This window comes from Streptomyces sp. SYP-A7185, from assembly GCF_046103685.1.
Taxonomy (GTDB): domain Bacteria; phylum Actinomycetota; class Actinomycetes; order Streptomycetales; family Streptomycetaceae; genus Streptomyces.
The window spans coordinates 2,489,997-2,505,416 of sequence record NZ_CP122310.1 but is presented as its reverse complement, the minus strand read 5'-3'; the positions used below and the strand labels follow the sequence as shown (position 1 = coordinate 2,505,416).

Here is a 15,420-nt window from a genome sequence, read left to right as displayed (position 1 = left end):
GCCCCCACGCTCCGTGGCCCCCGTCGTTCCCGCAGGTGGGCGGGGCCGAATGGGCGAAACGGAGTGCGGTTCGACCCGGGTGTCGTACGTACGTTCGAAACTTGGTCTATGGTGGAGGCGGGGGATGTGAGAACGGTTCGATTCAGGGTGTCAGGAGGTGCGTGTGCCCGGGTTCACGCATCTGCACACCGTCTCCGGGTTCTCCCCGCGCTACGGGGCCTCGCACCCGGAGCGGCTCGCCGAGCGCGCCGCCGAGCGGGGCATGGACGCCCTCGCCCTCACCGACCGGGACACCCTCGCGGGCACCGTCCGGTTCGCCAAGGCCTGCGCCAAGGCGGGCGTGCGGCCCCTGTTCGGGACCGAGCTCGCGGTGGGGGAGGCGGACCCGGCCGGCGGCGCCCGGCGCCGGACCCCGGTGCGCGGCGGTGCCTTCATCGACGAATCGACCCCGCGCGTGACCTTCCTCGCCCGTGACGGCGCCCGGGGCTGGGCCGCGCTGTGCCGTCTGATCACCGAAGCGCACCGGAGCGGCGAGGGGCGGCCCGTGCTCCCGTGGGAGGAGAACCACGGCGAGGGCATGACCGTCCTGCTGGGCCCCGCGTCCGACGTGGGGCGCGCGCTGGCCGCCGGACGCCCCGACCGCGCCGCCCGGCTCCTCGCCCCCTGGCGCGAGCGCTACGGGGACGGGCTGCGCCTGGAGTCCGTGTGGCACGGCCGCGAAGGCACCGGACCCGGCTCGCTCCGCCTCGCCGCCCGCACCGTCGGCTTCGCCGCCGAGCAGGGCGTGCGCCCCGTCCTGAGCAACGCCGTCCGCTACGCCGACCCCGGCATGGGCCCGGTCGCCGACGTGCTCGACGCCGCCCGCCGCCTCATCCCGGTCGACCCGACCAAGGAACTCGACGGCGGGGAGCGGTGGTTGAAGGACGCCGACGCCATGCTGGGCGCCGCCGAGCGGATCGTGGAGGCGGCCGGCTTCCGCCGCGACACCGCCCGCCGTCTCGTCGAACAGACCCAGTCGGCCGCCGCCGAGTGCCTCGTCGACCCCGAGGACGACATCGGCATCGGCTCCGTGCGCTTCCCCGAGCCGTACCTCGTCGGCGCCGGCCGCCGCAGCGCCCAGCGCGTCCTGGCCTCACGGGCGGCGGCGGGCATGGTGCTGCGGGGCTACGACACCGGCCGCGCGCACCGCGCCTACTGGGAGCGGATGCACCACGAGCTGGACATCATCGCGTACCACGGCTTCGCCTCCTACTTCCTCACCGTGGCCCAAGTGGTCGACGACGTACGGGACTTGGGCATCCGGGTCGCGGCGCGCGGCTCCGGGGCCGGGTCCCTGGTCAACCACCTCATCGGCATCGCGCACGCCGACCCGGTCGAGCACGGCCTGCTCATGGAGCGGTTCCTGTCCACCCGGCGGGCCGTCCTGCCCGACATCGACATCGACGTGGAGTCGGCGCGCCGTCTGGAGGTCTACCGCGCGATCATCGGCCGCTTCGGCACCGAACGGGTCGCGACCGTCGCCATGCCCGAGACCTACCGGGTCCGCCACGCCATCCGCGACGTGGGCGCGGCCCTCTCCATGGACCCGGCCGAGATCGACAAGATCGCCAAGTCCTTCCCGCACATCCGCGCGCGCGACGCCCGCTCGGCGATGGAGGAGCTGCCCGAACTGCGCGCGGTGGCACAGGAGGCGGGGGAGCACGGCCGGCTGTGGGAGCTCGTCGAGGCCCTGGACGCGCTGCCGCGCGGGGTCGCCATGCACCCGTGCGGGGTGCTGCTCTCCGACGCCTCGCTGCTCGCGCGTACGCCCGTCATGCCCACCAGCGGCGAGGGGCTCCCCATGTCCCAGTTCGACAAGGAGGACGTGGAGGACCTCGGGCTGCTCAAGCTCGACGTGCTCGGCGTGCGCATGCAGTCGGCGATCGCGCACGCGGTGGGGGAGGTCGAGCGGACCACGGGGGAGCGCGTGGACGTGGACGCCGTGCCGCCGGGGGACCCGGCGACGTACCAGCTCATCAAGTCCACCGAGACGCTCGGCTGCTTCCAGATCGAGTCGCCGGGCCAGCGGGACCTGGTCGGGCGCCTCCAGCCCGCGACCTTCCACGACCTGGTCGTCGACATCTCGCTCTTCCGGCCGGGTCCGGTCGCCGCCGACATGGTGCGGCCCTTCATCGAGGCCCGGCACGGCCGCGCGCCCGTCCGCTATCCGCACCCGGACCTGGCGGGCCCGCTCAAGGAGACGTACGGCGTCGTCGTCTTCCACGAGCAGATCATCGAGATCGTGGACATCATGACCGGCTGCGGACGCGACGAGGCGGACCGGGTGCGGCGCGGGCTCTCCGATCCGGAGTCGCAGGGGCGGATCCGCTTCTGGTTCGCGCAGCAGGCGGCGGCCAAGGGGTACGACGCCGAGACGATCGGCCGGACCTGGGGGATCGTCGAGGCCTTCGGCTCGTACGGCTTCTGCAAGGCGCACGCGGTGGCCTTCGCCGTGCCCACGTACCAGTCGGCGTGGCTGAAGGCCCATCACCCGGCCGCCTTCTACGCCGGGTTGCTCACCCACGACCCCGGGATGTACCCGAAGCGGCTGCTGCTCGCGGACGCGCGGCGGCGGGGGGTGCCGATCCTTCCCCTTGACGTGAACCGGTCCGCGGTCGCTCACCGTATCGAACTGGTGTCCGGTTCCGGCTCGGCGCCGGACCGGTGGGGCCTGCGCCTCGCGCTCTGTGACGTCCACGGCATCAGCGAGGCCGAGGCCGCGCGGATCGCCGACGCCCAGCCCTACGCCTCGCTCCTGGACTTCTGGGAGCGGGCCAGGCCCAGCCAGCCGGTCGCGCAGCGGCTCGCGCAGGTCGGCGCGCTCGACGCGTTCGGCGCCAACCGCCGCGACCTGCAACTGCACCTGACCGAACTCCGGCGGGGCGCGCACGGCTCCTCGGGGGCCCAACTCCCGCTGTCCGGCGGCCGGAAGACGGCTCCCGCCGGGCTGCCCGACCTGGACGACGCGGAACGGCTCAGCGCCGAACTCGGCGTCCTCGGCATGGACTCCTCGCGCCACCTCATGGGCGACCACGCGGAGTTCCTCCGGGAGCTCGGCGTGCTCACGGCCCGCCGGCTGCGGGAGGCCGAACACGGGGCGACCGTCCTGGTCGCGGGCGCCAAGGCGGCCACCCAGACCCCGCCGATCCGCTCCGGGAAACGGGTCATCTTCACCACCCTGGACGACGGCACGGGCCTGGTCGACCTGGCCTTCTTCGACGACGCGCACGAACGCTGCGCGCACACCGTCTTCCACTCCTGGCTGCTCCTGGTCCGCGGAGTGGTGCAGCGGCGCGGGCCGCGCAGCCTCAGCGTGGTCGGCGCCGCCGCGTGGAACCTCGCGGAACTGGTGGAGCTGCGCCAGGAGGGCGGCCTCGAAGCGGTGGGCGCGCGTCTCGCCGAACCGGGGCCCGAGGAGACGCCCGACGCGGCCCCCGCGGACGACGGCCGCCGCATCAAGATGTCCACGGGGTACGAGATGCACCCCTGGGCCGACCTTCAGCCGCCCGGTGAACGGGCGGCGACAGGACGCAAGTTGTGGCACCAGAGCCCCGGGAGCGCGGGATGAGCATCCTCTGCGTACGGTTCCTTCTGCCGCCCCTGCACGAGGCGGCCGTGCCCCGGCTGCTCACGCTGCTCGGCGAGTTCAGCCCCGTGGTCGAGGCCCTGCCGCCCGACGCCGCGCTCGTCGACGTACGCGGAGCGATGCGGTACTTCGGGCGGGACGCCGTCGAGCTCGCCTCGGTGATAAGGGTGCGCGCGCTCGCCCACCACGGCGTGGACTGCGTGATCGGCGCCGGGCCCGGCCCGATGCTGGCCCGGATGGCCGCACGGGAGGCCGCGCCCGGGGTGACCCGGGCCGTGGGCCAGGGCCCCGGAGCCGTCGCGGAGTTCCTCGGGCCCAAGCCGGTCGCCGAACTGCCGGGAGTCGGCCGCGCCACCGCCCGCACCCTCTGCTCGTACGGGCTCGACTCCGTCGGCAAGGTGGCCGCAGCGCCGCTGTCCACGCTCCAGCGTCTCGTCGGCGCCCGCGCGGGCCGCGAGCTGCACGAGAAGGCGCACGGCGTCGACCGCGCCCGCGTCGTGCCGAACGCCGCCGCCCGCTCCCTCGCCTCCGAACGGCCCTTCCCCCGCGACGAGCTGGACCCCGCGCGCCACCGCAGGGCGCTGATCTCGCTCACCGAGGAACTCGGCGCCCGGATGCGCGACGAGGACCAGGTGTGCCGCTCCCTGACCCTCACCGTGCGGTACGCGGACCGCTCCACGACGACCCGCACCCGTACGCTCCCCGAGCCGACCGCGCACTCCTCCGCGCTGACCGCGACCGCGTACCGCATGTACGAGGCCCTGGGCCTCCAGCGGGCCCGGGTGCGCGGCGTCTGTCTGCGCGCCGAAGGGCTCGGCCCCGCCGAACACGCCGCCCACCAGCTGATGTTCGACCCGGTGGACGAGAAGGCCCGCAGGATCGAGGCGGTGGTCGACCGGGCGCGGGCGAAGTTCGGGCCGGGTGCGATCGTGCCGGGGACGCTGGCGGCGTGACACCGTCACCGCCGGGCAGCGGTCCGTCGGCCGTGTCCGGGGCGGGCGGGGCAGCCCACGGGCGTACGACCGCAGGCCAATACCCTCGCGCGGGGCTGCCGCCTACGATCGGCGCATGGACGTCACAGCAGGTCAGCCGCCGCCCGCGAAGGGCCTGAGCGAGGGCCGCGGCAGGGATACGGACCTGGGCACGGGCCGCGGCAAGTTGGCGACCCGGGGCCCGTGGCGGGCCGTGCGCACGGGCCTCGCCTGGACCGGGGCCGTCCTCTTCCCGGCCGTCACCTACGTCACGTTCTCCGACGGGCGGCAGGGCTTCGACCTCTTCATGGTCCTCGCCTCGGTCCTGCTCGCCGCGGTGGTCGCCGCGCTGCTGCGGAGCAGGCCGCTGGCCGCCCTGACCCTGCTGCTCCTGGGCGGGGTCACGGCCACGATGGAGATGCGGACGACGGAGATCAGCTACCTCCAAGTCCTGTCCGCGGTGGGCGCCGTGGGCTTCCTCGCGGCCACCCGCCCGCGCCGCACGTCGGTCGTCGCCGCCCTCCTGGCGTGCACGGCGCAGATGCTCTCCCTCTTCGCCTTCCCGGCCGACCAGGGCTGCCTGCCCGGCCAGTACGGGATGAGCCACTGCGCGACCTCCGCCTGGGCGAGCGACACCAGCCAGACCGCCGTGTTCGTCGCCGTCCTCCTCGTCGCCGCCTGGATGGCGGGCAACTCGGTCCGAGAGCGCCGCACGCACGCCGAAGCCCTGCGCACCCAGGCCACCGCCCGCGCCATCACCGCCGAACGGCTGCGCATCGCACGGGAGTTGCACGACATGATCGCGCACAGCATCGGTGTCATAGCCATCCAGGCGGGTGTGGGCAGCCGGGTCATCGACACCCAGCCCGCGGAGGCCCGCAACGCGCTCAGCACCATCGAGGCCACCAGCAGGGAGACCCTCGCGGGGCTCCGCCGCACGCTGGTCGCGCTGCGCAGACCGGAAGCGGATCCGGTGAACCCGGCGGATCCGGCGGACCCCGGGGCCGCCGACGCCGTACAAGCCGCCGCCCGCGCCGAGTCCGCGCCGCCGCGCGAGCCGGCCCCGGGGCTCGCCGACGTCGACCGGCTCGCCGCGGCGGCGCGGGACGCCGGGGTCCGCGCGGAGATCCGCCGGGTGGGGGACGAGGGGCCGCTGCCGGCCGACATCGACCTGGCCGCGTTCCGCATCCTCCAGGAGGCCCTGACCAATGTCGTACGGCACGCGGGGACGGGCGCCTGCCGGGTGACCGTCGAGCGGCGGGACGGCGCGCTGTCCCTGGAGGTCGAGGACGACGGCCGGGGCGGGCTGCCCGCGGGCACCGGCTTCGGCCTGGTCGGCATGCGGGAGCGGGTGGCCCTGCTGCACGGCCGGTTCACCGCGGGGCCGCGTCCCGAGGGCGGGTTCCGGGTGACGGCGCTGCTGCCGCTGCCGGCCGCTGGGGCCGGAGCGGGGAGCGGGGTGGGCGCCCGATGACCGATGCCGCCCTTCGTGCCGTCCGCGTCCTCCTCGCCGACGACCAGCCCCTCGTCCGTGCCGGCCTGCGCGTCCTGATGGCCGACACCCCCGACATCGAGGTCGTGGGGGAGGCGGGGACGGGCGCCGACGCGGTGCGGCTGGCCCTGGACGTGTGCCCCGACGTCGTCGTCATGGACATCCGCATGCCCGGCATGGACGGCATCGAGGCCACCCGCAGGATCACCTCCCAGGCCGGCGCGACACGCGTTCTCGTCCTCACCACCTTCGATGACGACGACTACGTGTACGGCGCGCTGCGCGCGGGCGCGAGCGGGTTCCTCGTCAAGGACATGGCCCTGGAGGACATCCTCGCGGGGATCCGCGTGGTGGCCACCGGGGACGGGCTGATCGCACCGAGCGTCACCCGGCGTCTGATCGAGGAGTTCGCGGCGCGTCCGGAGCCGGTGCCCGCGCCCGCGCCGCCGGTGCGGGAGACGGTGGAGGGCATCACCGACCGTGAGTACCAGGTGCTCACGCTGGTCGGCCGCGGGCTGTCGAACGCCGAGATCGCGGCGGAGCTCTTCATCGCCGTGGCCACGGTCAAGGCGCACGTGGCGCGGCTCTTCACCAAGCTGGACTCCCGCGACCGCGTCCAACTGGTCATCATCGCGTACGAGTTGGGGCTCGTCGCGCCGCCGCCCCGGCGCTGATCCGGTCGGACCGTGCCAGTGGGCACCGGAAGTTTTACCGACGCGTAACTTCACACTTTTACTACCCGCCCGTAATTTGTCGTGTGCACGGCATCCTCGTGATCCGGATCACAGGGCTCATCCATCGCAACTCCCTTGAGCCGCAAGGAGATCACACGATGCTGCCCTGGAGACGAGCGCTCAGAGCGCTTGCCGCCGCCCTCCTCATGACGGGCGCGCTCACCCTCACCCCCACCGCCACGGCCTCCGCCGCTCCCGCCGCCCCCGCCGCTCCCGCCGCCCCCGCCGCCACGTCGAGCGGCTGGAACGACTACGGCTGCAAGCCCTCCGCCGCCCATCCCCGCCCCGTGGTGCTCGTCCACGGCACGTTCGGCAACTCCGTCGACAACTGGCTCGTCCTGGCGCCGTACCTGGTCAAGCGCGGCTACTGCGTCTTCTCCCTGGACTACGGCCAGCTGCCCGGAGTGCCCTTCTTCAACGGCCTCGGACCGATCGACAAGTCGGCCGAACAGCTCGACGGCTTCGTCGACAAGGTGCTCGCCTCGACCGGCTCCGCGAAGGCGGACCTCGTGGGCCACTCGCAGGGCGGCATGATGCCCCGCTACTACCTGAAGTTCCTCGGCGGCGCACAGAAGGTGAACGCCCTGGTCGGCCTCGCCCCCGACAACCACGGCACGACTTTGCTCGGCCTCACCCGGCTGCTGCCCTACTTCCCGGGCATCGAGGACCTGCTCACCACCAAGACGCCGAGCCTCGCCGACCAGGTGGCCGGATCGCCGTTCCTGACCAAGCTCAACGCGGGCGGCGACACCGTCCCGGGCGTGCGCTACACCGTCATCGCCACGAAGTACGACGAGGTGGTCACGCCGTACCGCACGCAGTTCCTCGACGGCCCCGGCGTACGCAACGTGACCCTCCAGGACCTGTGTTCCGTCGATCTGTCGGAGCACGTGGCGATCGGGATCCTGGACCGCGTCGCGCACCACGAGGTCGCCAACGCGCTGGACCCGGCGCACGCGACACCGAGCACCTGCTTCTCCTGATCCCGCACCTCAACCTGCCCCTGAAGCGCGTACGGGAGCAGCCGCTGACCGAAGTCAGCGGCTGCTCCCGTACGGCGTCTTCGGGGTGATCAGCGGCCGTGGCGCGCCGAGCGGCGGCGGGCCGTGCCGAACATGGCCGCGGCGCCGATCGCGAGGGCGGCGGCACCGCCGATCGCGATGTACGGGGTGGTGCTGTCGCCGCCGGTCTCGGCGAGGTTCTCGTCGGCCGCGACGGGCTTCTGGTCGCCGCCGTTCACCTCGGGCTGGTTGGCGGCGGTGTCGTCGCCCGCCGCGGCGTCGTCACCGGCGGCCGGGGCCGGGGCGGCCTCGGAGGCCTCCGCGCCCGTCTCGGCGTCGCTGTCGCCGTGGCCGTGGTGCTCGACGGTCGACTTGTCGGCGCCCGCGGCGATGTCCTCCTCGGAGGGCGCGGAGGCGGTCGGGGCCGGAGCCGCGGCCTCGCCGCCGCCGCTGTCCTTGCCGAAGACGACGTCGGAGCAGGTGTAGAAGGCCTCGGGGGAGTCCGAGCGCTGCCAGACCGAGTAGATCAGGTGACGGCCCGACTTGGCGGGGACCTTGCCGTCGAAGACGTAGTCGCCGTTCTCCATCTTCGGGTCGGCGACGTCGACGAACGGCTTCTCCTCCAGGTCCGACCACTTCAGGGGCTTGGTCGGGTCGTACGAGTCCTTCGTGATGTACAGCTCGAAGGAACCCTTGTGCGGGGCGGTGCCCTTGTAGTGGAAGGTGTGGTTGCCGCCGGACATCTTGCTGGAGGGCCAGTCGGCGCGCGGCAGGTCGAGGCCCTTGTACTTGTCGTTGCCCGCGCTGCACAGCTTGCCGTCGGGGATGATCTCCTTCGACTTGCCGGCGGCGTTGGCGATGTTCACGCCGTTCCAGTCGTAGAAGGCCTGTGCGCCGCTGGCCGCGACAGCGGCCTTGCAGGCGGCCGACTTCGGGGCCTCCGGGCCCTCCTGGAAGCACGCGGAGACCCGGCTCACCGGGTCCGTCATCGAACCGTGCGCGGCGGCCGGGGCGGCCGAGAGGGCGGTCAGGGCGAGCGGGGCGATGCCGGCGGCGGCGATCGCGGCGACCTTGCGACGTGCGGTCATGAGTGGTTCTCCTCAGCGGCGGTTCTGGGGGGTGGTGGGGGACACGAGACGGTTGCGAACGGCCGGTGCCGCCCCCCGAATACGTGCGGCGCCGACGGTTCGTAACCGGCCCGGCGACGAGAAAACTAGCCGCTGAAATCCCCCGATCCACCTGCTGGGAGGGGGTGATGGCGATCTTTATGGTCGACTTAAGGAAGGGCTAACCGGGGGCTCAGGCTGGGCGCCTGTGAGCCCCGATTCGACCAGTACGTGAGCTACGGGACGGTCCGGGGGAGTCCGTGGGGGTCCGGTAGAAGTCGCTGCGTGTGGCTCCCCGCCTGGCTCCCCCCGGGACCCTGGTCACATGGACTGCCGCCCGTTTGGTTGCCGGGGCAGCAGGTCCCAAAGAAACGCATGCCTGATGAGGTTGTGGCACACAAGCCAAGGCGGCACGCGACCAGCGCGTGCGAGCTGAGGGGGTATGCGGCGGCAGGAACTCCGTCAGGCGAGAGTCTGAGGGGATGCCTAGACGCACGGACTTGTGTGCGTGGTGTACGACTGCGGGTAAGGCGCAGCACGGGGTAGCCGCATCGAGGGTGCGAGATTGCAGAAGTTGAGCACAGGCGCCCATCCCAAGGAACACACTGACTGCATGGCTCTGGACATCGATCACACTGCCCCATTCCGTACCCCCCTACAGTTGCGATCCCTTGTCGTTGCGATCCAAAGCGCTGGGGAACACGATGAGAGCGACTGGATTGAATGGAAATCCAATTACGACTTGAGCGAGAAAAGCACCAAAGCCACGCTTGCACGTCACATTATCGCTCTCGCAAATCGCACCGTAGAGAAAAGCCGCCAGGCGGCGGGAGGGCACGGATACATTATAGTTGGGGTCGAGCCTGGCAATCTCGAAGGTGTTCGCACCATAGATTTGGCAGATCTGGAATCAGGGGTTCGCCCCTACCTCGGACCTCTCGGACCCGAATGGATTCCGGCATACATCTCCTGTGAAGGAAAGGACGTCCTAGCAATTTCGGTAGATCCACCCCGGCAGGGAGACAGAATCCACACGCTTGAAAAATCATTTGATAAATACTACGCCGGAATGATCTTCGTCCGTAGGACAGCTCAAACCGTACTTGCGGACCCTGGAGAAGTCTTCGCCCTATCACAAAGGGTCCAGGTTGTAGAAGATCGTCAATCCCTGACACTCACGAGCGCCAAAGAAGTAACCTCAGCCCCTTCCTGGCCCTGGCTCGACGAAGCGCTTCGATCCATGCTGAACGAGGAAAGGGAAGAAGTTGAAGCTAAGGGACGCAGGAAGGTTGCCCGCCAGTTTCTTCCCGCCATCGATAACGACCCTCGCACCCTTGAAGATTACACCGAGGAAGCAAGGCAATACCTAGAAAGGTACAAAACCTACCTGTTCGAAGTTGCTGTGCAGACGTTCGTGCGCTCAGGACACGGCTCACTTGAGATGAATCTAAAGAACAGCCAAGAGCGCAGCTATCAGCAAGTAAGGGTGGAGGTGGAGCTCCCCTCTGGCTTTGCTGCCTATATGGCCGAAGAGTACGCCGGTGACGATATCGAGCCGCCAAATAGGCCGACACCGCTAGGGAAGCAGCATTTTTCGGTAATGAGTAACGAGATTCATTTCGGAGATATGCTTTCCCGCACCTCAGGCCTCGACATCGATGCGCGGGTCGAAGAGGGGCGAATCATTTTCGACGTAGCAAGTCTCCGGGCGGAAGAATCTTTACCTCTACCCATTTTCCACCTCCTGGCGCCACCAGGCCTCAACAGCGGTGCGACTCGCATGGCTTGGTCAATCACTGCAGTAAATGCCGTCGGCAGAACCAAGGGCACTATCGACATCAAAGTCGGCGCCACAGTCGAGAGGCAGGCGTCGGACAGGGACTAACGAGCGCTGCTAGGACCTCACGGTTGCATTCTCTCCAGGGGAGGACTCGCCACATTTCATTGGATGACGGTGCAGATGTAGTCGCAATGCGGGGCCTTCTGTCTTCCGCAGAACAGATAGTCAAACAAGTTGCCTCATTGGGTTAAGGAACCGGCCACCCCTTGCGGCCGTACCGTGGGAGCTAAGCTCCTCGTAAGGCCTGCCGGCCAGTAGCGCATACTTCCTCCAAAGGCGCCAGCATGCGCGACAGGTTGCAGTCTGAGTAGAGCACGGAGAATCACCGTGCCCGCCACGGTTCCACGTGATGACATCTCTCCTGCTGGGTGTAACCACCGGGAACGTCCACGCTGACGGCATGCCAAAAGGGTTCTGCTTCTCGGAAATGCCCTCCCCCTGTATGCCACTCGACATCGGGATAGGCGGCGCGCAGAGAGCGAAGAGCAGCTGAGGCTAATCCAAAGCGCTCATAGCCTGGGTAGGAGTAGGGAGACTCCACCCACCCGATTTCGCATTGCTGGCAGACCACATACTCGGTCTCGAAGGCGATGGCCGATCCGTAATAGGCGGTTCGGATGCGCCACCCAGTGCGCTCGTAAGCTCCGGCCGGTCGGTCGACCCAAGGTTTCGGTGGTCTGGAAGCCCTGACGAAGCAATAGGCCTCCGGGTATAGCCATCGGCGGATGTGATCACGCCAAGTCGGCTTGTCAGGCCACTCTCGCACCCAAAGTACATGGTCAGCAATTCGAGCTAGTTCGCGGATCACAGCCTCCTTCGCAGCCGTGCGTTCTTGTGCTCCAGACCTCTCCGGGTCGCTGCCTGGTTCCGTCACAGCTGCTCAAGCCCGAGCTTGGCGAGTCGAGAGCGTATGGCCGTGGGCTGTCGTCCGAACTCGGTAGCCAGCTCGTCGAAGTCGCGTTGGCCTTCTCGATGGAGGGTTATCAGCTTGGCTTCGTCTTCGGCACTCCAGGGCCGCCCGAAGTTTGGGAAACGAGCTCGAAGCTGTTCTGGATCTTCCCGTCTGCTGCTGCCTGGGACGGTCGCCACCTCGATAGCTTCGACCATGTTCACGGGGAAGCGGGCGCGCACGGCCGCGGCGATCCACAAAAGTAGATGACCGCCATCGAAGGTGATGCGGTCGGCAGGGATGACTGCTGCTCTGCGTAAACAGTCCTCGTCATCCGGGTTCGTGACGTAGTCCGTGAAAGTGATGCGGAACGATGTACGCACTGTAGAGACCTCCAATGGCTCCAGCCTCCCGCACGGGGCGCGTCGGCAACAGACCGCACCGGCTGACACCTACTGAGCGGGGAGGGCCCGCGGTAGAGCACTAGGCAAAGATCTTCTCTCAGGTGCCCGCAACAGACGCCTACCCGGTGCCCACAGGAACTACTACAGTGGTGGCATGAGTGTATTCACCGTGCGCATACCGGATGACCTGGATGCTGAGGTTCGGAAGGCAGCGGCTGAGGCTGGGCTGTCTTTGAACGCCTACATGGTCCGGACGTTGCGAGATCAGACCCTGCGTGAAGCGCTAGCCGCCGTGGACAGTGCGGGGGTGTTGCTTGTCGACACTGGGGACGACGATCCGGCGGGGGACATCCGTTGAAGCGCGGAACCGTCTGGGAGATCCCGGTGGGCGACGCCATGCGTACCGCAGTCGTGCTCTCCATCGACGAGGTGAACACGAAGTTCCAGGCCGCCGTCTGCCTGCTCCTGCATCCGGCCGGCGCCTACCCCGACACCCTCGTATCCGTGCCGATCGCCGACCCCGTGCGAGCGGTCGCAGTCCCGGTGAACGTCACCCAGTACGCAGCTCGGCGCTTCGAGAACGCCAAGCTACTGGGCGAGGTGGGCCAAGAAACCATGGCTCGCATCGAGCAGGCCGTACGTTCCGTTCTGGGGCTGTGAGGACCCAGGGGGAGCAGGTGGTCAGCGACTGGGGCCGCGAAAACTCACTGCTCAGGTCGCAGGCCGTGTTCGAGATACGCCACGGCGCCCTCGTCGCGCGCAATCGCAGCCGCGTGGATGCGGCGTGCGAGACGGGGAATGGTGAGGCCCTCCACCGCTGCGATGGCGTGAAACTCGTACGCCTTGATCTCCGACTCCTGCAACCTGATCTGTGCTCGGACCTGGTCGGAGAGGGTGCCGCCGTCGAAGAGGTACAGCACCTTGTCACCTTCGGAGGGGCTGGGCGCCCAGTCGACGACAAGCAGGCGCCCGATCTCGGGTGCGATGCCGAGTTCCTCCCGAACCTCGCGGACGCACGCCTGTAGCGGTGACTCACCGGCGTCGATGTACCCACCTGGGATGTCCCGGTAGTCCTTGTACGTCGGCTCAAGGAGCATGACGCGGCCCTGGGCATCAAAAAAGAGCGCGCCCGAGGCCATCCGCGGGCGCGCCATTTTTGCTTCGTGTTCGTTCTCGGTCTCGCTCACAAGACCGAGCCTAACCAGCTCACACCACTCGAAGCCTCTCGGCCAGGTCTGCTACCGGGCGAGTTGGCCGTCCGCGCGTTCCACGGACCCAGCCGAGTACGATCTCTCGGCTCATGTAGTGGTGCCGGACCTGCTCCGGTGCCATTTCCTCTGCGTCGAGAACCATGCTGAGCGCGTCATCAGTGCGGTTCCAAGCGCTGAGCGCCCGCGCCACTTCGAGGTTGTGCCGCACCCTGCGCTCGACAGGAAGCCCGCTGGTATCGACCTGCGGCCCCAGTTCGGCCGCGACCTGGAAGTCGCCGAGTTCACCAGCAGTGGCCACCTTGTGGATCGCGACGTTGGTGGGCCCGAAGGCCGTCCACATGTGGTTTCCGTCAGCCCCAAGCCGTGACGCCATCGCATCCGCCTCACGCAGGAAGGCCTGCGTCGTCGCACGGTCCTCTGCACGAGCCGCAGCCATCGAGCCCGTCAGGAAGAGGGTTCCGTAGACGGACAGGTATGCGGGGGTCGCCTCCCCCAATCCAGACTCAAGGAAGCCGGCCGCATCACTCACTAGCTGCACCGCAGTCTCGTAGCGTCCGGTGGACAGGAGGCAGTGCGTAACCGACCGGAAGAGCGATCCGACGATGACGTTGTTCCCGCTCTGCTGTGCGGCAGCAAGTCCGCGATCCGCCGCCATCCAAGCCAGCTCGTTCTCACCCAGCTTGCCGAGCACCATCGCTGCCCCCTGGTACGTCAACGCCAGCAGCGCGTTCGCCTCCTCTCTCTCCTCCCCCGCGTACGCACGGACTGCGAGCAGGGCATCCGAGAGGATCAAGGGCAGCTGCCGGGTCGCGAACCCGTACTGAGACCCCTGGTAGGCATCCCACACCTCACTCACGTCGGACCGTAGAGCGGCCAGAGCCGGGGGTTCGCCATCCGTCGGCGCCCCAAGGAGCGGGGTCAACTGCCGGTAGTCCATCAGCGCTTCGCGCAGCGCAGGGACCGTGCGTCGCCCGCTGTCTGTCGACCACTCCAACAGGGTCGGCTCGCCGATGAGGTCTGCGATGGACACGTCCAGCGCGTGAGCCATTGCGCGGATCACAGAGAGGCGGTCCAGCTCGATGCGGTTGTTCTCCGCCTTGCCGAGCCAATCCGCGGTGCGGCCGACCAGTCCGGCCAACACCTCTTGAGACATGCCGCGGCGGTGGCGGTACCACGCAACCCGCTCGCCGATCGTCAGTTGCTGCGTCATTCCTCGCATGACTTCAGCCTCGCCTCGGTTCGCAGATAGACCCCGGAAGGATTTTCCGGGGTCGGGTCATGAGGGGCCCATAGCGTCTTGGTTGTCGGGAGCCAGACACCCGACACGACGACGAAGGGTACGGCTATGCCTCTGCCGGCAGACGAGCAGCACCACTTGATGGTGGCTTCTGAGGAGCTCCCCGCGAAAGGGCACCGCCACCGCAACGAAGGCAGGACCACCGCCCGGGCCCTACTCGGAGTCGGTCCGGTCTCCTTCGAGCTTCGCCACACGCTCGGAAAGCTCGGCGAGTTGAGAGGTGACAGCACTCAACTGGCCCTGCAACTCGCGAAGCCCTTGGGCTCGATCCTGCGCACTCCCGCCGTCGGTGGTTTCGGCAACGTAGGTGCCGCTGCCGGGACGGGAGTCCGCCAGACCTTCGATCTTCAGTACGTCGTAGGCACTCTGGACGGTCGCGAGAGCAACCTTCAGGTGCTTGGCGAGCTTCCGGCCGGGCGGGAGTGGAGCCAGCGGCTCCAGTTCACCGGTCGCGATCCGGGATCGGTAGTACGCCGCGATGTCCTTCGCCGTCGGTGGGCTGCCGCCGCCCCACTCCATCCAGTCCATCCCTAGAGCTTAACCGATCTAGGTCAATCCAACTTTTTCCACGGAACCCCTTGCGCGAAAAACTGACCTAGGCCAATCTGAACCTGCGCCGCCGACGGAGCCCGGAAGAGCTCCACGAGCTGTGGCTGCAAGGTCTTGACCTGCTTAAACGAGCGCGCCGACAGGTCCCGAGCAATCGGGAGCCCGATTAGGGCTACCGCGCCTGGCGGAGATGCAGCGCCGTTGTTTGAGAACTGAAGAGTGATCGTGCGGGGCTGACGCGAGAGCGGCGGTCGTGGCAGGTGCCTAGGGCGAGGGTCCGGGGGCAAACCACCGCGATGAA

At 68.9% G+C, this 15,420-nt stretch carries 13 protein-coding genes; 8 read left to right on the top strand and 5 right to left on the bottom strand.

The window, feature by feature from the left end; translation table 11 throughout:
• Nucleotides 1-163: 163 nt before the first annotated feature.
• From QBL25_RS10960 to QBL25_RS10940, 5 genes are all read left to right on the top strand, one after another.
• Nucleotides 164-3,607, top strand: coding sequence for a DNA polymerase III subunit alpha (locus tag QBL25_RS10960; protein ID WP_409056834.1), 3,444 nt, complete (start codon nt 164-166; stop codon nt 3,605-3,607).
• A complete protein-coding gene (locus QBL25_RS10955) occupies nt 3,604-4,578 on the top strand; it encodes a DNA polymerase thumb domain-containing protein (RefSeq protein WP_409056833.1) in 975 nt (324 codons plus the stop codon). Before QBL25_RS10960 ends, QBL25_RS10955 begins: the two co-directional genes overlap by 4 nt.
• A gap of 115 nt (nt 4,579-4,693) precedes the next feature.
• Nucleotides 4,694-6,070 carry a sensor histidine kinase gene (locus tag QBL25_RS10950; protein WP_409056832.1) on the top strand — a complete coding sequence of 459 codons (1,377 nt, stop codon included), beginning with the start codon at nt 4,694-4,696 and terminating at the stop codon, nt 6,068-6,070.
• Nucleotides 6,067-6,762, top strand: coding sequence for a response regulator (locus QBL25_RS10945; RefSeq protein WP_409056831.1), 696 nt, complete (start codon nt 6,067-6,069; stop codon nt 6,760-6,762). The genes QBL25_RS10950 and QBL25_RS10945 overlap by 4 nt, the downstream gene beginning before the upstream one ends.
• 158 nt (nt 6,763-6,920) lie before the next feature.
• Nucleotides 6,921-7,805, top strand: coding sequence for an esterase/lipase family protein (locus QBL25_RS10940; protein WP_409056830.1), 885 nt, complete (start codon nt 6,921-6,923; stop codon nt 7,803-7,805).
• Nucleotides 7,806-7,894: 89 nt separating this feature from the next.
• Here the strand turns inward: QBL25_RS10940 and QBL25_RS10935 are convergent, their stop codons facing one another.
• Nucleotides 7,895-8,911, bottom strand: coding sequence for a lytic polysaccharide monooxygenase (locus tag QBL25_RS10935; protein WP_409056829.1), 1,017 nt, complete (start codon nt 8,909-8,911; stop codon nt 7,895-7,897).
• Between the two features lie 631 nt (nt 8,912-9,542).
• Here QBL25_RS10935 and QBL25_RS10930 point away from each other — a divergent pair.
• Complete coding sequence (locus QBL25_RS10930; RefSeq protein WP_409056828.1) at nt 9,543-10,814, top strand: ATP-binding protein; 1,272 nt, start codon at nt 9,543-9,545, stop codon at nt 10,812-10,814.
• 825 nt (nt 10,815-11,639) lie between these two features.
• Here QBL25_RS10930 and QBL25_RS10925 read toward each other — a convergent pair.
• Nucleotides 11,640-12,041: an SANT/Myb-like DNA-binding domain-containing protein gene (locus QBL25_RS10925; protein ID WP_409056827.1), complete on the bottom strand. Its 402-nt coding sequence runs from the start codon at nt 12,039-12,041 to the stop codon at nt 11,640-11,642.
• A 175-nt stretch (nt 12,042-12,216) separates the two neighbouring features.
• Between QBL25_RS10925 and QBL25_RS10920 the strand changes: the two genes are divergently transcribed.
• Nucleotides 12,217-12,420 carry a toxin-antitoxin system HicB family antitoxin gene (locus tag QBL25_RS10920; protein ID WP_409056826.1) on the top strand — a complete coding sequence of 68 codons (204 nt, stop codon included), beginning with the start codon at nt 12,217-12,219 and terminating at the stop codon, nt 12,418-12,420.
• Complete coding sequence (locus tag QBL25_RS10915; RefSeq protein ID WP_409056825.1) at nt 12,417-12,722, top strand: hypothetical protein; 306 nt, start codon at nt 12,417-12,419, stop codon at nt 12,720-12,722. The genes QBL25_RS10920 and QBL25_RS10915 overlap by 4 nt, the downstream gene beginning before the upstream one ends.
• A gap of 44 nt (nt 12,723-12,766) precedes the next feature.
• On the opposite strand, the gene QBL25_RS10910 is transcribed toward QBL25_RS10915, so the two are convergent.
• From QBL25_RS10910 to QBL25_RS10900, 3 genes are all read right to left on the bottom strand, one after another.
• Nucleotides 12,767-13,216, bottom strand: coding sequence for an NUDIX domain-containing protein (locus QBL25_RS10910; protein WP_409062608.1), 450 nt, complete (start codon nt 13,214-13,216; stop codon nt 12,767-12,769).
• A gap of 52 nt (nt 13,217-13,268) precedes the next feature.
• On the bottom strand, nt 13,269-14,483 hold the full coding sequence (locus tag QBL25_RS10905) for a helix-turn-helix domain-containing protein (protein ID WP_409056824.1): 1,215 nt from the start codon (nt 14,481-14,483) through the stop codon (nt 13,269-13,271).
• Between the two features lie 240 nt (nt 14,484-14,723).
• The gene (locus tag QBL25_RS10900; RefSeq protein WP_409056823.1) at nt 14,724-15,098 is read right to left on the bottom strand and encodes a GntR family transcriptional regulator; all 375 of its coding nucleotides are present in this window, start codon (nt 15,096-15,098) and stop codon (nt 14,724-14,726) included.
• Between the last annotated feature and the right edge of the window lie 322 nt (nt 15,099-15,420).